This is a genomic window from Frigoribacterium sp. Leaf263 (assembly GCF_001422285.1).
Taxonomy (GTDB): domain Bacteria; phylum Actinomycetota; class Actinomycetes; order Actinomycetales; family Microbacteriaceae; genus Frigoribacterium.
The window spans coordinates 1-17,244 of the sequence record NZ_LMMO01000009.1 but is presented as its reverse complement, the minus strand read 5'-3'; the positions used below and the strand labels follow the sequence as shown (position 1 = coordinate 17,244).

Sequence of the window (17,244 nt, the reverse complement as noted above, 5' to 3'; positions counted from 1 at the left end):
GGCGGGGTACAGAGCGCCGAGTTCGGGTCGGCGTGGTTCGGGTCGTCGCCGTACTCGTGGGTATCGGGCAGGGCGGCTCATGACAGGGTAACCTCCGGAGACCCTCGAGCGATACGCCCCATCCGGTCTCGGACAGGTGAACAGTGGACTACGAACGGGTTTCCCGGGGGGTGCCCCTCGCTCGGGGGGTGTAACGTCGCGAGACGGACACGGCGCTTGACCAGCGGCACGCGGCGGGTGATGATCAGTCGACCGCCGAGTCGCGGCGGGCGAACCCGAGCCCGCCTCCTCGACGGCCGTATCCGAAGGAAACGACGACGTGCCGACCCACGAGAGGCCTCATGAGCGCTCTCGACGACGCCGGACGCGCCTGGCCGTCACCGCCGTCGTGGCCGTCTCGGCCATCGCTCTCGTCGGCGTGCCCCTGCTGGTGCTCGACGAGGACTCCGGCGCGATGACCCCGTTCAGCGTCGGCCCCGATCCCGCGCGGCGGCCGCCCGTGCCGACCGCGGCCCCGACCACGGTCGCCCCGCAGCCCCCCGTCGACACGACCACCGACCCGCCGGCCCCGACCGCCACCCCCGCGCCGGCCGATCCCGTCGATCCCGCCGTCGATCCGGCCTCCGGCGAGTCGTCCGCCCCCTCGGCGGCCGATCAGGCCTCGCCGAGCGGCGAGGCGGCCCCCGTCGGCGATCTGCCCGGCTGGACCCAGACCTTCGTCGACGACTTCGACACCCCCGTCGACCGGGGGTCGTTCCCCGGCCCGTACGCGAGCTCGTGGCTGCCCTACGACGGCTTCACCGACACCGCCGACATCGGCACGTACCGGGCCTCGGCGATCTCGGTCGCCGACGGCATGCTCTCGCTCGGGGTCTCCGCCCTCGGCGACGACATCACCTCGTCCGCCGTCGTGCCTCTGGTCGACGGAAAGTGGGGCGGGACGACGTACGGGCGCTACAGCGTGCGCCTCCGTTCGGACCCGGTGCCCGGCTACAGCGCCGCGTTCCTGCTCTGGAGCGACGACAACGACTGGGACGACGGCGAGATCGACTTCCCCGAGGGGCATCTCGACAAGAACGTCCGGGCCTACAACCACACGCCGGGCGACCCCGCCGAGAACTCGTTCGCGCGCCGCACGGCCGTTCCCTTCAGCGAGTGGCACACGTACACGATCGAGTGGAAGCCCGACGAGATCGTGTTCTCGATCGACGGCGTGACGATCGGGACGACGCGCAGCGACATCCCGACGGCGACCATGCACTGGGTCATGCAGATCGAGACGTCGAAGAAGCGGCCCCCCGAGGGCGCGGCGGGCGCCGTTCAGATCGACTGGGCCGCGATCTACCGCTACGACGGCTAGGTCCGAGGCGCGACCCCGCCGGGCGGGCGGGAGCCGAGGAGGCGCGGGTCAGCGCCGCGAGGCCCCTCCACCGCGTCCGTCGCCGCCGTCCAGCCGCCGCGCGAGCCGCCGGCTCCGCAGGTACGCGATCGGCCCGGTCGGGTAGTGCCGCAGCTCGTTCAGCACGAGCGCCCGGGGGTAGGCGTCCTCGAGGCCGGCGGGACGCGCCTCGACCTCGCGCGCCGCGCCTCCGGAGATCCGCGACAGGCTCTGCACCGCCATCGACCGGACGGCGAGGGGCAGCTGCCAGGCGAGTCCCGCGATGTGCCGCGGGTCGCCGAGCACGAGCGACGTGAGCATGGCCGTGAAGCCGAGACCGTTGCCCCGCAACTGCTTCAGGAGCTCGTCGGTGCCCACCCGGTGACGGTGATGGACGACGGCGGCCGGCTCGTAGGCGATGCGGCCGCCCGTCCAGAGCACGCCGACGAAGGCCGCGAGGTCCTCGCCGCCGCGCGCCGGCGTGCCCGTGCCGAGGGCCAGGTCGAATCCTCCGATCCGCTCGAGCGCGCTCCGCCGGAACGACATGTTCGCCCCCGCGCCGTACGCGCCGACGCCGTAGACGGCGAAGCGCCGGACGATCTCACCGCCCTCGGACACGGTGATGCGCGAGCCCCGGACGAGCCGCGACGAGCACCGTTCGGCGTCGAGCACGAGAGGACGCCAGGTGCGCTCGCCGCTGAATCCGCCGTAGTAGCGCTCGAACCAGATCTGCGCCGGGGTGTCGAGCTCCGCGGGCAGGATCAGACCGGTCACGACGTCGACGCGCGGGTCGTCGACGAAGCGCTGGGCGAGCTCGCGGAGCCAGTTCGGCTCGACGCGCACATCGTCGTCGGTGAAGACCACGATGTCGCCGCGCGCGGCCGCGACCCCCGCGTTGCGACCCGCCGAGATCCCCTTGCGGGGCTCGTGGATCGACCGAACCCGGGCGCGGCCGGCGACGAGACCGGGCAGGACGTCGTCGGCCGGGACGACGGGGCGGTTGTCGACGATGAGGAACTCGACGTCGGGGTAGTCGACGGCGGCGAGCCCGTCGAGCAGCAGCTCGAGGTCCTCCCGGCGTCCGACGATCGTCGACACGACGACCGTGACGGACGGCAGGCGCTCGTCGGGCAGGCGCGGGGGCCGGGCGGCCTCGTAGCGGGCGGCCTCGTCGCGCAGGTCAGTCAGCGGGGCGAGCGCCTCGCGGGTCTCCCCCGGGTCGGCGGAGAGCACGACGTCGGCCACGCCGATGGGCAGACCGTGCCAGGTGCCGAACACCATGGCCGAGTCGTAGCGGGCGTCGGCCACGAGGTCGGGCAGCGGCTCGCCGAGGTCGACCACGACGACCCGACGGGGTGCCGGCTCGGCGGCCGGAGGGCGCTGGGGGGTCAAGAGGTCTCCTGGTCGTGACGGGACGTCTCGGGGGCGTCCGGGGTGGTCGCGGCGTCGACGGGCAGCGACTCGGGCGGGCGGCGGGCCGCCGACAGACGGCGGAGGAACCAGGGCAGGCAGGCGACAGCGACCACGAGACGCGCGATGTTCCATTCGAGGGTCTGCGGCAGCGCCGTGGTCGCGCCGGCGAAGACGACGCTCGCGACGATCGTCAGCAGCAGAGCGCCCGACGACCCGTGCCAGGGCACCCGCCTGGGCAGCACGATGAGCTGCAGCGAGGCCAGCACCGAGTAGGCGATGACCGTGGCGATGGCCGCGCCGAGGATGCCGAACGGCGGCACGAGGACGAGGTTCAGCCCGATGTTGGCGACGGCCGCGATGCCGGTGATGACGCCGAGCGTCTTCGCTCGCCGTTCGATCGTCAGCAGACGACCGCTGGCCCCGCCCGCCGTCGCCGGGTACGCCGTGAGGGCGACGACGTAGACGACGATGGTCAGGGTGGCGGGCTCGAACCCCTCGGGCACGAGGATCGGCATCGCGATCGGCGAGGCCAGCGTGAGCCCGATGACGATGGGGTTCAGCAGGCGGTAGATCTCGTCGCGTGCGGTCATGGCGAGCGCGAACCGCGCCGCCTCGTCGCGCATCTTCGCGAAGTGCGGCGCCCAGGCGCTGTTCGTGAACGACAGCAGCAGGATCACCGACGAGCCCACCACGTAGGCCACCTGGTACTGCCCCACGGCGTCGGGGCCCATCAGACGCTGGATGACGATCCGGTCGCCGGCGTTGAGGACGAAGTAGGCGAGGCTCGCGAGGGCGAGCGGCACTCCGAACGAGATGGCGCGGCGGCTCACCCGGCCGTTCACGAGGCCGCTGACCAGCGGCCGTGTGAAGACGAAGCCGATCAGCATGGCGAGCGTCTGGCTGATCACACTGCCCCAGGCGTACGTCAGAGCGCCGCCGCCGAGGGTCAGCAGCAGCGTGAGGCCGATGGCCTGCCCGCCGACGGCCGAGACGATGCTCGTCGTCGCGAAGGCCCGGAACCGGTCTTCCGCGAGCAGCAGCGCCAGCATGACCTGGACCGCCGCCGACGGCGCCGCCCAGAGCATGACGACCAGCACGAGATCGCCTTCGGTGCCGAAGCCGAGCGCCTCGGCCCAGAGCGGGACGGTCAGGACGGCGACCGCCGTGACGGCGAACGAGATCACGAGGCCGACCATCACGAGACCTCGGGCGTTCCGGCCGTTCCCGTCCTCGGCGTGCTGCAGCACCAGGGCCTGGTCGAGACCGAGCAGCGCGAGCACGCTGAGCACCTGGTAGATCGCCTGCGCCGTCGAGAAGGCCCCGAAGTCGGTCACGCCGAGCAGATGCGCGAGGACGGGCGAGACCACGGTGCCGACGACGAGCTGCAGCGACCAGATGACGACGTAGAGCAGACCGCGGCCGAACAGACGCGACTGGTCGGGAGCCGCCTCCGCGCCTCCGGTCCCGGCGTCGTCCGAGGGGACGCCCGCCGCGGCGACGGGGGCGTCGACGGCCGCGTCCGCCCCGGCGGCCTGGGGCCCGCGATCGGCGTCGCGACGCGGGAGGTCGATCGAGCCGGTGCGGACCCGGGCGACGACCCGCGCCTCCTCGGCCTCCGCCTCGTCCTCGGGATGGGGCAGATGGACGGAGGCGCCGAGGGTCTGGGGCGCGAGGGAGGGCATGGCGAACGCGCCGGTCGCCTCGGGGTTCCAGGTCAGCTCGGCGTGCGGCGGCGGATCCGCCGCGGGTGCGGCTGCGACGGGCGCGGCCGCGACGGTCGCGGCGTCGACGGGCCGGTCGGCCGCGTGGCGCGGGGTCGAGCGCCGCGGGATCTCGGCGGACGGGTCGTCGGGGCTCTCGGGCGGGGCAGACCGCATGGGTGATGTCCTGTCAGGTTCGGGTCCTGGACGCAGCCTGCCCGACGCTTCGGGGGGCGTCAGGGGCGTCGACCGGTCCGAGGGGTAGGCGATCCGGGTCGAGCGTCGAAGTCTGAAGCTATCTCATGGCCGGAGATCGGACAACGCCGCGTTCGGGGCGCAGCCGCGTGCCGCCGGGTCGCGGTCGGTCGCCGACGAGGCACGGGCGGGTGCCGACGAGGCGCGGTCAGCGGATCGTCGTCACCACGTCGACGAGGCTCGGACGCGCCGGAGCCGAGCCGAAGCCGAAGCGCACCGGCGGGCTGAGGGGCGCGAGGGGCCCGAGATCGGCGCCGCCCCGCGTGGTCACGGCGGCCGTCACGTCGCGCACCAGCGTCACGCCGTAGTACTCGCGCTTGCCACCGCCGGCCGAGCCCGCCGTCCGCGCACCGCGGACGAGCACCCGCGCGACCGGGTCGATCAGCCGGAGCCACCGTGGCTCGGTGGCGAGACGCGTCGGCACGAGGCGCATCAGCATGCCGAGCGGCGAGATGCCGCCGATGGTCAGCCGGACCGCGAGATCTCCCGCCGTCACCGCGATGCCGCCGTCGACCCGTCGCGTGTCGACGGGCACGACGCGCACCTCGTCGAAGGTGTAGGTCGACGAAACGTAGTCGGCCACCTCGGGCGACGGGGCCAGCAGGAGGCGGTGGCCGGCGCCGTCCTCGATCATGACGTCCGTGAAGCGGCCGAGGGGCGAGCGCTCCCACATGCCGATGACGACGCGGGTGCCCGACGCCGTGCCGATCCCGGCGATCCGGCCTTCGAAGCGGGCTGCGGCGGTGGAGCCGGCGGCGGCCGGGCGGGCGGCGGCCGGGCGGGCGGAGTGCGGGCGACGACTCATGCGGGCGACCGTACGCCGAGGCGGCTGGGGATCAGTAGCCCGCGTCGACGTCGACCACGCCCACGGGTTCGCCCCCGCTCGCGAGGGCCTCGATGTTGGCCTGCACGCGGCCCTCGAACAGCGGCTCGGTCATGACGTCCGTGTTCGCCTGGTGCGGGGTGATGAGCGCCCGGGGCTCGCTCCACAGCGGGTGCCCGTCGGGGAGGGGCTCGGGGTCGACGACGTCGAGGCCCGCGGCCCCGATGCGGCCCTCGGCGAGCGCCGACACGAGCGCGTCGGTGTCGATGAGCCCGCCGCGCGCGATGTTGACGAGCACGGCGGTGTCCTTCATGGCGGCGAGCCTGTCGGCCCCGATGAGACTCGTGGTGCCCTCGGTCAGCGCCGCGGCGACCACGACGACGTCGGCGGCGGGCAGCACCTCGTCGAGTCGGTCCGTGGTGACGGTGCGGGCGGCCCCCTCGACCTCGCGGGCGGTGCGCACCACCATCGTCACCTCGACGTCGAACGGCTGCAGCAGTCGGAGCAGCTCGGTGCCGATGCCCCCGGCGCCGATGATCAGCACGTGGCCGCCGTTCAGCGAGATCCCCCGCTGGGCGCGCTCCCACGAGGTGGCGCGCGCCCTGATCTGCAGCGAGCGCAGCGTGGCGAGGGTGAGGGCGAGCGCGTGCTCGGCGACCGGTGCGCTGTAGGCGCCCTTGGCGCTGGTGAACACGAGTCCGTCGCGCCGTGCGCCCCGCATGGTCTCGAGGTAGGCGTCGACGCCGGCGCTCGGCAGCTGCACGACGGAGACGCCCGGGTGCTCGTCGATCGCCCGGCGCAGCTCGCCCTGGTCGACGCCGCCGGCGACGACGATCATGCGCGTCTCGTCGCCGAGGGGGACCTCCCGGGCCCCGGCCCCGGCGATGGCCCGCCGGGCGGGGGCGGCGCCCCAGGCGTCGGTCTGACCGGCGTCACCTCGGGCGGCGGAGTCGGCGGCGGGCAGGACGGTGACGGCGAGATCGGTCATGCGTCAACCTACCGAGCCGGCCCGGATCGCGTCCCGTCCCCCGGCGTGCGATCGGCCGCGACGAGGAGCCGAGGAGGCGCGGGTCACGAAGCGGTCAGCGCCGGCTCGTCGAGACGGTCGCCCGTGCTGGCCTCGGCCCAGACGACGTCGAGCGAGAGGCCCACCACGCCGGCGACGGCCGCGACGGTCGCGAACGAGGGGGTGGCGATGCGCCCGGTCTCGATCTTGCGGAGCGTCTCGGGCGAGACGCCGGCGGCGACGGCGGTCTCGTTCATCGACCGCGCGCCCCGAGCGCGGCGGAGCGCGGCGCCGAGGCGGCGACCGCGCTCGACCTCGACGGGGCTCAGCGGCAGTCGGACCATGCGCCGATCGTAGCCCGGATCGAGGCGCGGCGGTATAGTTATCGGCGGCCGCACCCCGCACCCACCCCGGAAGGCACCCGCGTGATCGAGATCCTCACCCCCGTCGAACTCCAGCGAGCCCGGCGCACCGGTGCACTGGTGGGCGACATCCTGCACGAGCTCTCGGGCCGTGCCCGGGTCGGCACGAACCTGCTCGAGATCGACGCCTGGGCCCGCGAGATGATCCTCGAGGCGGGCGCGACCTCCTGCTACGTCGACTACGCGCCGTCGTTCGGCCGCGGGCCCTTCGGCCACTACATCTGCACCGCGGTGAACGACGCGGTGCTGCACGGGCTCCCCCACGACTACGTGCTGGCCGACGGCGACCTGCTGACCCTCGACCTGGCCGTGGTGCTCGACGGCATCGCGGCCGACGCGGCCGTCAGCTTCGTGGTGGGCGACTCGCCCCAGCCCGAGAGCGACGCCCTGATCGACTCGACGCGGCGCGCGCTCGCCGCGGGCATCGCCGCGGCCGGCCCGGGTGCGCGGCTGGGCGACCTGTCGGCCGCCATCGGCGACGTGCTGAGCGCCGACGGCTATCCGATCAACGTCGAGTTCGGCGGCCACGGCATCGGCTCGACCATGCATCAGGACCCTCACGTGGCTAACACCGGTCGCGCCGGCCGCGGCTACAAGCTCCGTCCGGGTCTGCTGCTCGCCCTCGAGCCCTGGATCATGGCCGACACCGACCGGCTCGTCACCGACCCCGACGGCTGGACGCTCCGCAGCGCGACCGGCAGCCGCACCGCGCACACCGAGCACACGATCGCGATCACCGAGACCGGCGCCGAGATCATGACGCTGCCGGCGCACCTCCGCGCCTGACCCCGGCCCTCCGCGCCTGACCCCGCACCTCCGCGCCTGACCTCGGCGCGCCTCGCGGCCGCCCGAGCACCGGGCGCACCGCGGGAGCACGATGGGCGCATGAGCGACCACGACGACAAGGCGACGCGCGACGAGTTCGGCGACGCCGTCAACATGACCGCCTCCGAGCTCGAGCGCTGGCTCGACACCGACGAATCGAAGGAGGTCGGCCAGAAGACCGACGGCCACGAGTCCACGGGTCACGCGAGCGGTCGTCACATCGTCCGCATCCTGAAGAAGAAGCAGGGCGACTACACGGACGACGACCACGCCCACATGCGCAAGGTCGTCGGCTACGTGGCCCGCCACTCGAAGCAGCGCCCCGAGGGCGACGTCACCGACACGCACTGGCGCTGGTCGCTGATGAACTGGGGCAACGACCCCCTGAAGTAGATCCGGATCCGCGGGGCGGGCCGGGTCCGCTCGGGTCGGAAGGAGCCGAGGAGGCGCGGCTAGGCGCCGCCCGGCGGCCGACGTGCCCGGAACGCCACCATGTTCATGCGGTTGCCGCATCGCACGCTGCAGAACCGCTTCGAGCCGTTGCGCGACAGATCGACCAGCACGCCGTCGCAGTCGGGCGCCTCGCACGCCCGGAGGCGCCCGACCTCGTCGGAGCGGATGACGTCGACGAGGGCGAGGGCGGCCTCGACCCTGATCCGCACCGCGAGGGGGGCGTCGTCAGCCGTCGCGTGCACGTGCCAGTCGAAGCCGTCGTGCCGCACGAGGCGCGGTGTCGCATCGGCGTCGCCGAGCAGGGCGTTGACCTCGCCGACCATGGTCTCGCGATCGAGCGACCACAGTCGTCGCAGCTCCGTCCGCGCCTCGTGCACCTCGCGCAGCTCGCGCTCGTCGTGGTCGATGCGCCCCGAGAAGCCGCTCCCGGCGAGCAGAGCGCCGAGCTGCTCGACCGTCGCGAGCTCGTCGGCGCCCGACCTCGACGCCGAGGCGGACGTGTTGAGCAGCACGACGTCGAAGGCGAGGACGTCGGTCGTGTCAGGGGCGAAATGCAAGTTGACTCCTTATCGTGAGACACCCTAGCGTCAGGATCACCAGCCGCTCGAGCCCCTGACCAGAAGGCCTCCCATGTCGCATCACCCGACCACGCGGGGTCTGCTCGTCGCCCTCGTCGCCGCCACCTCGTTCGGCGTCTCGGGCGCCCTCGTCAAGCCGCTCCTCGAGGGCGGCTGGAGTCCGGCCGCAGCGGTCACCGTGCGCGCCCTCGTCGGCGGACTCGTGCTGACGCCGTTCGCCCTCCTCGCCCTGCGGGGCCGCTTCGGCACGCTCTGGACGGCGCGGTGGCGCATCCTCGGCATGGCCGTCGTCGGCGTGGTCGGCACGCAGGTCTTCTACTTCGCGGCCGTCCGGCGGATCCCCGTCGGCACGGCGATCCTGATCGAGTACATGGCGCCGCTCCTCCTCGTCGCCGTCGCCTGGGTCGTGACCCGCCGCCGGCCGGCCGCGGTCGTCCTGGTCGGCGCGGCGGTCGCCGCGGGCGGACTCGTGCTGGTCGTGTCGCCCGGCGGCGGCGGGCGCCTCGACCCCGTCGGTCTCGCGTCGGCGGCGGTGGCGATGGTCTGCTGCGCCGCCTACTTCGTCATCGCAGCCCGACCGGCCCGCGGACTGCCACCCGTGGCGCTCGCCTGCGCGGGGCTGCTGGTCGGGGTCGTCGTGCTCGTGCTCGTCGGAGCGACCGGCCTGGTGCCCTTCACCGCGTCGGCCGCCCCCGTCGGGCTCTTCGGCGCCACGACCCCCTGGTGGGTCCCGATGCTCGCCGTCGGCGTCGTCGCCACCGCGATCTCGTACGCGGCGAGCATCACCGCGACGACGATGCTGGGGTCGCGACTGGCGTCGTTCGTCGGCCTGCTCGAAGTCGCCGCCGCCGCGCTGTGGGCCTGGATCCTGCTCGGCGAATCCCTCACCCTCCTGCAGGGGCTCGGCGGGGCGGCGATCCTCGCGGGGATCGCCTTCGTGCGGTCGGATCGCGAGGGGTCGCCCGAAGACGCCGTGGCCGAGGCGACGCCCATCGCCCCGGCGTCGGCACCGGCACCGGCGCCGGCCGGCGCTCCCCCGGGGGCTAGCGTGGAACGGTGACCCCGTTGACCCTCGGCCTGGCCGCCGCCGCGATCATGCTCGGGGCGCTCACCCAGCGCATCTCGGGCATCGGCTTCGCCCTCACGGCCGCACCCCTGCTCGTCATCGTGCTGGGCCCCGAGGCCGGCGTGACCGTCGGCAACGTGCTCGCCGCCGCCCTCGCCGCGGTGCTGCTGGCCCAGACGTGGCGCACCGTGCGGTGGCGGCGTGCCCTGCTGCTCGTCGCGCCGGCGCTCGTCGCCGTCCCGATCGGGGCCTGGGTCGTCCGAACCGCCCCGACCGGGCCCCTGACCGTCACCGTCGGGGTGCTCGCCCTGGTCGGGGTGCTCGTCATGGCGTTCTCGTCGACCGTGCGGCTGCTGCCCGGCCCGGGAGGCGCGGTGGCGGCCGGAGCCCTCGGCGGCTTCATGAACGTCACGGCCGGGGTCGGCGGCCCCGCGCTGACGGTGCACGCGACGAGCGAGCGCTGGTCGCGGGACGTCTTCGTCGGCACGGGCCAGGTGTTCCTCCTCTCGGTCAACCTCGCGTCGGTGCTGTCGAAGGGCGTGCCGACGGAACCCTGGGGCGTCTGGGTCGGCGCCTTCGCCGCCCTCCTGATCGGCGCCGTCGCCGGCCATCGCCTGAGCCGTCACGTCTCGGCCCGGGTGGGGCGCATCCTCGTGCTCGTGCTCGCCGCGGTCGGCAGCGCCGCCGCCGTGGTCCGGGGCCTGCTGCTGCTCTGACGGCCCGAGTCGGCCGGTCACGCCGTGCTTGTCGCCGGGCCGCCCCGTGCGGCACCATGGCGGGATGCCCTCGCTGACCGCCGTCTGCCGCGTCCACGCCCTGCTCGACGACTCGGGCTCGGTCGGCGTCACCGCCATCGACAAGCGACCCGTCGACGGCCCGGTCGAGGTCAAGCGGCTCGGCGTCCGCGGCGACGTCCAGGCGAGCCGCGCCCACCACGGCGGCCCCGACAAGGCCGTCTACGCCTACGCCGACGACGACGCCGCGCACTTCGCGGGGATCCTCGGCTACGAGGTCGTGCCCGGGCTCTTCGGCGAGAACCTCCGCACCTCGGGCGTCGACGTGACCGGCGCCGTCATCGGCGAGCGCTGGGCCGTCGGCGACACCCTCGTGCTGCAGGTGACGATGCCCCGCACGCCCTGCGCCACCTTCGCGCGCCGTCTCGGCGAGAGCGGCTGGGTCCGCCGGTTCCAGGCCGAGGGGCGCCCGGGGGCGTACCTGTCGATCGTGAAGGCCGGGCCCGTCCAGGCCGGCGACCCCGTCTCGGTCGTGTCCCGCCCCGATCACGGGGTCACCATCGGCGACGTCTTCGCCGGTCTCGACGCGCAGCAGGCCCGAGCGCTGCTGAGCTCCCCCGGCCCGCGTCTCAGCGAGACGATGCGGGGCATCGCCGAGAAGGCCGTCGCGCGGGTCGCCGCCCACGCCTGACGCCGGCCCGCCGGGTCGACGGGCCGCCCTGGGGAGCCGAGGAGGCGCGGCTCGGCCGACCCGCGCCTCCTCGGCCGTCCGCGACCCCGGTCGGGGTCAGACCCGCTGCTGCCTCGGCACGACGACGCGCTCGAAGACGAGCACCCCGGCCGTCGCGATCGGGATCGCCACGAGCGCGCCGAGCACGCCGCCGAGCGCTCCTCCGCCGAACGCCGCGACGATGACGAGCGCCCCGGGCACCGCCACCGCCTTCGACATCACGCGGGGCGTCAGCACGTACGCCTCGATCTGCGCGTAGACGAGCAGCACGATCCCGACCACGACCGCCGTCACGGGCGACACGGTGATCGTGGCGGCGATGATGATCGCGTACGCGACGACGGTGCCGACCACCGGGATCAGGGCGCCGAGGAACGCCAGGGTCGCGAAGAGCACGGGCACCGGTCCGCCGGCGATCGACAGCACGATGAACACGAACACGGCGTTGACGGCCGCGAGCACGACCTGACCCGCGACGTAGCGGCCGACCGAGAGGAAGATCTCGTCGGCGATGTCCATGACCCGCTCGCGGTGGCTGCGCGGCACCGCCCGACTGAGCGAGCGGAGCATCTGCGGCAGCGTGACGGCGAAGTAGAGGGTGAGGATGGCGACGACGATCACGGCGGTGATGCCGGTGGTGATGCCCTGACCGACGGCGAGCAGCCCGCCGCCGAGGGCGAGCAGCTTGTCGGGGTCGAGCAGATAGGCCGAGACGGCCCCCACGGCGTCGTCGACGTCGAGATCGAGACCGAGCGTCTCGACCGTCTGCTGCACCCAGGGCTCGCGCGACAGGTGCTGCAGCGTCGCCGGCGTCTCGCGGATCACGTAGCCGAGCTGCTCGACGAGGGCCGGCACGACGGCAGACACGATGCCCGCGACGAGGCCGACCACGAGCACGACGGCGGCGACGACTCCGACCCACCGGGGCGCGCCCCAGTCGACGAGGCGACGCACGACGGGCTCGAACGCCAGCGCCAGGAAGAACGCCAGCCCGATGTAGACGAGGATCGTCGACAGGGCCATCAGCGACACGATGATGCCCACGCCGAGACCGCCGCCCAGCGTCGCGATCAGTCCGAAGCGGAAGGCGCCGGTGCGTCGGGAGGGGTCGGGAGGCGCGGGGTGCGTCGCGCCCGTCGGTCCGGTCGCCGACGCCGAGCGTCGGACGGCGCGGGCGCGTGAGGAGAGTGCCATGGGTCCATCCTGTCGTGGCATCGCGGCGCGGGGCCGCCCCGTGGTCGCTGCGCGTGGTCCGGCCTCGTGGCCGTTCCCCGCATCCGTCGCCCGGGGTTCCTGCCTCGGCCGGGAAGAAAATGCAGAGTCTGAATCTTTGCTCCAGGGGTCGGGTACGATCGCAAGCTCCGGCCGACCGGTCACTGCGCTCTCGCCGCGACTCCCCCGCTCGCCCTCCCGCGCCTCCTCCCCTCTTCCGTCCCCCGTCGGCCGCGCGCCGCACGAAAGGCTCCTCATGACCGACGCCTCCGTCCGGGCCGCCTCCCCGGCGCCCGCCATCCCCCGGCAGTCCTGGCTGGCGCTCGTCGCCCTGCTGCTCGGCATGTTCATCGCCCTGCTCGACACGACGATCGTCAACGTCGCCCTGCCGACCATCCGAACCTCGCTCGACGCGTCGGAGGCGACGCTGTCGTGGATCATCTCGGGCTACGCCCTCGCCTTCGGACTGACCCTCATCCCCGCCGGCCGCATCGGCGACCGCATCGGCCACAAGTGGGTCTACTTCACGGGCGTGCTGCTCTTCACGCTCGCCAGCCTCGCCTGCGGCGTCGCGACCAGCGACGTGCAGCTCGTGGTGTTCCGCGTGGTGCAGGGTCTCGCCGGCGGCATCTTCGTGCCCGCGGTGACCGCGTTCATCCAGCTGCTGTTCCCGGGGCGCGCTCGCGGCAAGGCGTTCGCGATCATGGGCGCCGTCATCGGCGTCTCGTCGGCGCTCGGCCCCATCATCGGCGGTCTCATCATCCAGGCGTTCGGCGACGAGAACGGCTGGCGCCTGGTCTTCTTCGTCAACCTGCCCTTCGGCGTCATCACGCTGATCGCGGCGGCCATCCTGCTGCCGAAGCGCGATGAGTCCGTGCCCCGCCCCGACAAGGGCCTCGACGTCGTCGGCCTCGTGCTCGTGTCGGCCGCCTTCGTCGCCCTGCTCGTGCCGCTCATCCAGGGCCAGGACGAGGGCTGGCCCCTCTGGACCTACCTGACCATCGCCGCCGGTCTCGTGCTGCTCGCCGCCTTCGCCCTGTGGGAGGTGCGCTACACCCGCAGCGGCCGCACCCCGCTCGTGCCCCCGACCCTGTTCTCGCACCCGTCGTTCACCGGCGGCGTCGTGCTCGCCCTCGTCTACTTCGCCGCGTTCACGAGCATCTTCTTCACGATCTCGCTCCTCTGGCAGTCGGGTCTCGGCAACAGCGCCCTCGCGTCGGGCGCCGTCGCCATCCCGTTCGCCGTGGGCAGCATCATCTCGTCGTCGCAGAGCAACCGCATGGCCCAGAAGCTCGGCCGCAACGTGCTCGTGCTCGGCACCGCGCTGGTCGCCGTCGGACTCGGCGCGATGTGGATCCTGCTGATGGTCACCGACGCCGCCGACCTGACCAACTGGCTGCTGCTCGTGCCGCTGCTCGTCGCCGGTCTCGGCAACGGGTTCTTCATCGCCCCGAACGTGCAGTTCATCGTCGCCACCGTCGACCCCCGCGACGCCGGCTCGGCCAGCGCCGTCATCTCGGCCATCCAGCGCATCGGCTCGGCCGTGGGGATCGCGATCATCGGCAGCGTGCTGTTCGGGTCGCTGCCCGGCGGGCGCGAGCTCGCCACGGCGGCCGGTCGCGCGACGGGCTTCACCGACGCCGCCGCCGCGGCCATGGGCGTCAGCGCGGCGTTCGCCGTGCTCGCCTTCGCGCTCGTGTTCGCGCTGCCGCGCCGGGTCGACCAGCGCCGCGCCGCGCCCAGCGCGCCCGACGCCGGCTAGCCGAGCGCAGGCGCAGGGACAGGGGCCCAGCGGGGCCTCGCGCCGGGAAACGCGAAGCGGACCGGGCGCCGCGACATCGTCGCAGTGCCCGGTCCGCTTCGCAGGGCCCGGCGGCGGCGACCGACGCCGCCGCACCCGATCAGCGCTTGACGGCGTCGATCTTCAGCATGCGCGCGATGACGTGGTCCAGCTGCTCGTCGTCGAAGATCTTCTTCCAGTCGTCCTTGACGATCGACTCGCGGCCGTAGTCCATGGCGATGTGGCAGGCGTCCGAGAACGGGTTCGAGCCGCGCAGCGCGTTGGTGAGCGCGATGCCCGTGTGGCCCCAGAGCATGGCCCGGGCGGCCTCGGCGGGGACGCCGGCCTGGTTGACCGTCGTGTCGAGCGCCTCCTGCAGCAGTTCGCCGATCATGCACGCGATGGTCTCGACGAGGGTGGGCTCGAGGATCGCCAGCTGCTTGACGGTGACCCAGTGCACCTGGATGACGGGGGCGTAGATCGTCGTGATGACGTCGGTGGCCAGCTGACGCACGACGTCGGTCGGCTCGCCCTCGAGGGCGGCGACGACCTCCTGCGGGGCCGCGATGCCGCCGAACGTGTCTGCGTACTCCTCGTCGGTGCGGCGCTCGAGGAACACCGACGGGTGGCAGGGGTGCGCGACGGCGTAGTGGATGTCGTCGCGCTGCTCGAGGAGTCCCGCATAGGCGGCGGCCGGGTCGAGGGTGAGGATGATCGAGCCCGACTTCATGGCGGGGACGACGCTCTCGGAGACCTTGCCGAGCACGACGTCGGGCACCGCGAGGATGACGACGTCGGCGTCGACGATGGCGTCCTCCGTCGAGGTCACCTCGCGTCCGAGACCGCGGATGAGCTCCTGTCCGGCGGGCGACGCCTCGCTGTAGAAGACGGTGTACCCGCTCTTCTCGAGGTTGTTCGAGACGCGCTGGCCCATCTTCCCACCGGCGCCGATGACGGCGACGGTGACGTCGGGGGTCCCCTGGTCGGCGGCCTGGGTCACGGTCTGCGTGCTGAGGGTGTCAGTCATTGCTGTTCTTCTTCCTGAGGTGTTCGATGGTCAGGGTCGTCCACTCCGCCTCGAGGCGGGTGGTGGTCTCGGGGTCGTCGTGCCAGGGCAGCCAGTGCTCGACGACCTGGTTGATGCCGCGCGCCTCGGGCTCGAGGAGGGCGAGCATCCCGTCGTAGTCGAGGCGTCCGTCGCCGAGGGGCGTGCTGGTGAGGGCGAAGCCGACCCAGCCGTCCTTCCGCGAGAAGGCGAAGTCCTTGACGTGCCAGTTCTTGACGTAGGGCGCGCAGCGGGCGGTCACATCGGCGGGGTGCTCGAGGTTCGCGACGGTGTTCGCGGGGTCGAGCACGATGCCGAGCCGGTCGCTGCCGATGCTGCGCACGACCGCCACGAGCTCGGTCGAGGTCACCTGCTCGTAGGTCTCGAGCGCGAGGGTGACCTGCGCCTCCTCGAACTCCGGCAGCACCGCGCGGAGGCGCCGGTCGGTCTCGATCGCGTCGGGTCGGTCGTCGCCGGCCGTCCACATGCTGCGGACGAGGGAGGCGCGGAGCGCGACGGCGAGACGCAGATACGTCCGCAGCACGGCCGGGTCCGTGCCCCGGGTGCCGAGCTCGAGCGTCAGGTCGAGCTCGTCGGCGAGGGCGCGGAGCGCGCGCAGCCGGTCGTCGTCGTAGTCCGCGAGCGGCGCGTGGTCGCAGATCTGGAACAGCCGGACGCCCTGGGCCGCGGTGTCGCGCATCATGTCGTCGAGCGTCATCGGCTCCGGCACGCGGTCGGAGCCGCGCCAGAAGTAGGCGTAGGTGCTGAGGCCGATCACGCGGGCACCGCCTCGTCGAGGGCCAGCGCCTCGTCGAGGATGGTCTCGACCGCGGCGACGTCGTGCGCGAAGCGTCCGAGGAACAGCCCGGCGACGTCTCCCCCGAGGTCGGTCAGCAGACCGGGCCCGGCGCTGCCGCCGTAGATGACCCGGCTGCCGGCGTGCGACGGCAGCGCGGCGAGGTGCTCGTCGACGGCGCGGGCGACCGCGACGATGTGCTCGCTCGCTGCCGGCTCGGGGGCGCCGATGGCCCAGACGGGCTCGTAGGCGACGAGCAGCGGGCCCGTGAGACCGGCGGCCTGCGCGTCGGCGAGGGCGGAGTCGATCTGCGACGTCACCTCGAGGGCGGCGACGGCGGGCGGGGTCTGCTCGATCTCGCCGACGCAGAGCAGCGGCGTGATGCCGTTGCGGAGGGCGGCCGCGGTCTTGGCGGCGACGACGGCGTCGTCCTCGAAGAACAGGCGCCGGCGCTCGGCGTGTCCGATCTCCGCCAGGGTGCAGCCGATCTCGGCGAGCTCGACGCCGCTGACCTCGCCGGTGAACGCCCCGGAGTCCGCCGACGCGAGATCCTGAGCGCCCAGCCGCACGGGAGCCCCGGCGAGGGCGTCGCGAACCGGCACGAGGGCCGGGAACGACGGGACGACGAACAGCTCGACGAGACCCGACCGCACCGCGGGGTGCCGTTCGGCGAGCTCGCCGACGGCCCTCGACCACTCGATGGTCTGCGCGTGGGTGAAGTACATCTTGAGGCTCACCCCGATGGTGAACCGGGGGGCGCGGTCGGCTGCGGGGCTCATGACTCGCCGTCGAGGCCGACGGGCTGCGCCGAGCCGTCGTACTCGCAGATGCTCTGCACCTTCTCGGCGGAGGCGCTCGTCGTGTCGAAGCGGTAGGTCAGCCACTCCTTCGCGAGACGGCGCATGAGCTCGACGCCGATGACGCGCTGCCCCATGCAGAGCACCTGCGCGTCGTTCGAGAGCACGCTGCGCTCGACCGAGAACGAGTCGTGCGCCGTGACCGCGCGGATGCCGGGCACCTTGTTCGCC

The 17,244-nt window shown here is 73.4% G+C and carries 18 protein-coding genes; 7 read left to right on the top strand and 11 right to left on the bottom strand.

Annotated features, from left to right (window positions below):
- Positions 1-319: 319 nt before the first annotated feature.
- Entirely contained in the window at positions 320-1,360 is a 1,041-nt protein-coding gene (locus ASF17_RS14890; protein WP_055802021.1) for a glycoside hydrolase family 16 protein, read from the top strand.
- 48 nt (positions 1,361-1,408) lie between these two features.
- Here the strand turns inward: ASF17_RS14890 and ASF17_RS14885 are convergent, their stop codons facing one another.
- The 5 genes from ASF17_RS14885 to ASF17_RS14865 form a co-directional block, all read right to left on the bottom strand.
- Positions 1,409-2,770, bottom strand: a complete 1,362-nt coding sequence (locus ASF17_RS14885) for a glycosyltransferase family 2 protein (protein WP_055802018.1) — start codon at positions 2,768-2,770, stop codon at positions 1,409-1,411.
- Positions 2,767-4,668 (bottom strand): flippase, encoded by a 1,902-nt coding sequence (locus tag ASF17_RS14880; protein ID WP_055802016.1) that lies wholly within the window; start codon positions 4,666-4,668, stop codon positions 2,767-2,769. Before ASF17_RS14880 ends, ASF17_RS14885 begins: the two co-directional genes overlap by 4 nt.
- 226 nt (positions 4,669-4,894) lie before the next feature.
- Positions 4,895-5,551, bottom strand: a complete 657-nt coding sequence (locus tag ASF17_RS14875; protein WP_235476676.1) for a hypothetical protein — start codon at positions 5,549-5,551, stop codon at positions 4,895-4,897.
- A gap of 31 nt (positions 5,552-5,582) precedes the next feature.
- Positions 5,583-6,557 carry an NAD(P)-dependent oxidoreductase gene (locus ASF17_RS14870; RefSeq protein WP_082475447.1) on the bottom strand — a complete coding sequence of 325 codons (975 nt, stop codon included), beginning with the start codon at positions 6,555-6,557 and terminating at the stop codon, positions 5,583-5,585.
- An 83-nt stretch (positions 6,558-6,640) separates the two neighbouring features.
- Positions 6,641-6,919: a helix-turn-helix domain-containing protein gene (locus ASF17_RS14865; RefSeq protein WP_055802013.1), complete on the bottom strand. Its 279-nt coding sequence runs from the start codon at positions 6,917-6,919 to the stop codon at positions 6,641-6,643.
- A gap of 81 nt (positions 6,920-7,000) precedes the next feature.
- Between ASF17_RS14865 and map the strand changes: the two genes are divergently transcribed.
- Both map and ASF17_RS14855 read left to right on the top strand, forming a co-directional pair.
- Entirely contained in the window at positions 7,001-7,783 is a 783-nt protein-coding gene (gene map, locus ASF17_RS14860; protein ID WP_055802010.1) for a type I methionyl aminopeptidase, read from the top strand.
- A gap of 99 nt (positions 7,784-7,882) precedes the next feature.
- Positions 7,883-8,215 carry a DUF3140 domain-containing protein gene (locus tag ASF17_RS14855; RefSeq protein ID WP_055802008.1) on the top strand — a complete coding sequence of 111 codons (333 nt, stop codon included), beginning with the start codon at positions 7,883-7,885 and terminating at the stop codon, positions 8,213-8,215.
- 59 nt (positions 8,216-8,274) lie between these two features.
- Here the strand turns inward: ASF17_RS14855 and ASF17_RS14850 are convergent, their stop codons facing one another.
- Positions 8,275-8,832, bottom strand: a complete 558-nt coding sequence (locus tag ASF17_RS14850; RefSeq protein ID WP_082475446.1) for a CGNR zinc finger domain-containing protein — start codon at positions 8,830-8,832, stop codon at positions 8,275-8,277.
- Between the two features lie 73 nt (positions 8,833-8,905).
- On the opposite strand from ASF17_RS14850, the gene ASF17_RS14845 reads away from it, so the two are divergent.
- The 3 genes from ASF17_RS14845 to ASF17_RS14835 all read left to right on the top strand — a co-directional run bounded on the left by ASF17_RS14845 (position 8,906) and on the right by ASF17_RS14835 (position 11,344).
- A complete protein-coding gene (locus tag ASF17_RS14845; RefSeq protein ID WP_055802004.1) occupies positions 8,906-9,913 on the top strand; it encodes an EamA family transporter in 1,008 nt (335 codons plus the stop codon).
- Positions 9,910-10,635, top strand: a complete 726-nt coding sequence (locus ASF17_RS14840) for a TSUP family transporter (RefSeq protein WP_055802000.1) — start codon at positions 9,910-9,912, stop codon at positions 10,633-10,635. Before ASF17_RS14845 ends, ASF17_RS14840 begins: the two co-directional genes overlap by 4 nt.
- A gap of 64 nt (positions 10,636-10,699) precedes the next feature.
- Positions 10,700-11,344, top strand: a complete 645-nt coding sequence (locus ASF17_RS14835; protein WP_082475445.1) for an MOSC domain-containing protein — start codon at positions 10,700-10,702, stop codon at positions 11,342-11,344.
- Positions 11,345-11,440: 96 nt separating this feature from the next.
- On the opposite strand, the gene ASF17_RS14830 is transcribed toward ASF17_RS14835, so the two are convergent.
- Positions 11,441-12,577, bottom strand: coding sequence for an AI-2E family transporter (locus ASF17_RS14830; protein WP_055801993.1), 1,137 nt, complete (start codon positions 12,575-12,577; stop codon positions 11,441-11,443).
- 274 nt (positions 12,578-12,851) lie between these two features.
- Between ASF17_RS14830 and ASF17_RS14825 the strand changes: the two genes are divergently transcribed.
- Positions 12,852-14,357, top strand: a complete 1,506-nt coding sequence (locus ASF17_RS14825; RefSeq protein WP_055801990.1) for a DHA2 family efflux MFS transporter permease subunit — start codon at positions 12,852-12,854, stop codon at positions 14,355-14,357.
- Positions 14,358-14,496: 139 nt separating this feature from the next.
- Here ASF17_RS14825 and ASF17_RS14820 read toward each other — a convergent pair whose 3' ends face one another.
- The 4 genes from ASF17_RS14820 to ASF17_RS14805 form a co-directional block, all read right to left on the bottom strand.
- Complete coding sequence (locus ASF17_RS14820; protein WP_055801987.1) at positions 14,497-15,402, bottom strand: phosphogluconate dehydrogenase C-terminal domain-containing protein; 906 nt, start codon at positions 15,400-15,402, stop codon at positions 14,497-14,499.
- Complete coding sequence (locus ASF17_RS14815) at positions 15,395-16,198, bottom strand: sugar phosphate isomerase/epimerase family protein (RefSeq protein WP_055801982.1); 804 nt, start codon at positions 16,196-16,198, stop codon at positions 15,395-15,397. The genes ASF17_RS14820 and ASF17_RS14815 overlap by 8 nt, the downstream gene beginning before the upstream one ends.
- The gene (locus ASF17_RS14810) at positions 16,195-16,995 is read right to left on the bottom strand and encodes a triose-phosphate isomerase family protein (RefSeq protein ID WP_055801978.1); all 801 of its coding nucleotides are present in this window, start codon (positions 16,993-16,995) and stop codon (positions 16,195-16,197) included. The genes ASF17_RS14815 and ASF17_RS14810 overlap by 4 nt, the downstream gene beginning before the upstream one ends.
- A partial coding sequence (locus tag ASF17_RS14805) for an RpiB/LacA/LacB family sugar-phosphate isomerase (RefSeq protein ID WP_200913512.1) occupies positions 16,992-17,244 on the bottom strand: 253 nt, incomplete at its 5' end. The genes ASF17_RS14810 and ASF17_RS14805, both read right to left, overlap by 4 nt.

What these genes read in the sequence shown, in the direction of transcription:
- ASF17_RS14855 (WP_055802008.1), top strand. Translation starts at nt 7,883, where the DNA reads ATGAGCGACCACGACGACAAGGCGACGCGCGACGAGTTCGGCGACGCC.
- ASF17_RS14865 (WP_055802013.1), bottom strand. Translation starts at nt 6,919, where the DNA reads ATGGTCCGACTGCCGCTGAGCCCCGTCGAGGTCGAGCGCGGTCGCCGC.
- ASF17_RS14825 (WP_055801990.1), top strand. Translation starts at nt 12,852, where the DNA reads ATGACCGACGCCTCCGTCCGGGCCGCCTCCCCGGCGCCCGCCATCCCC.
- ASF17_RS14835 (WP_082475445.1), top strand. Translation starts at nt 10,700, where the DNA reads ATGCCCTCGCTGACCGCCGTCTGCCGCGTCCACGCCCTGCTCGACGAC.
- ASF17_RS14880 (WP_055802016.1), bottom strand. Translation starts at nt 4,668, where the DNA reads ATGCGGTCTGCCCCGCCCGAGAGCCCCGACGACCCGTCCGCCGAGATC.
- ASF17_RS14870 (WP_082475447.1), bottom strand. Translation starts at nt 6,557, where the DNA reads ATGACCGATCTCGCCGTCACCGTCCTGCCCGCCGCCGACTCCGCCGCC.
- ASF17_RS14830 (WP_055801993.1), bottom strand. Translation starts at nt 12,577, where the DNA reads ATGGCACTCTCCTCACGCGCCCGCGCCGTCCGACGCTCGGCGTCGGCG.
- ASF17_RS14810 (WP_055801978.1), bottom strand. Translation starts at nt 16,995, where the DNA reads ATGAGCCCCGCAGCCGACCGCGCCCCCCGGTTCACCATCGGGGTGAGC.
- ASF17_RS14875 (WP_235476676.1), bottom strand. Translation starts at nt 5,551, where the DNA reads ATGAGTCGTCGCCCGCACTCCGCCCGCCCGGCCGCCGCCCGCCCGGCC.
- ASF17_RS14820 (WP_055801987.1), bottom strand. Translation starts at nt 15,402, where the DNA reads ATGACTGACACCCTCAGCACGCAGACCGTGACCCAGGCCGCCGACCAG.
- ASF17_RS14845 (WP_055802004.1), top strand. Translation starts at nt 8,906, where the DNA reads ATGTCGCATCACCCGACCACGCGGGGTCTGCTCGTCGCCCTCGTCGCC.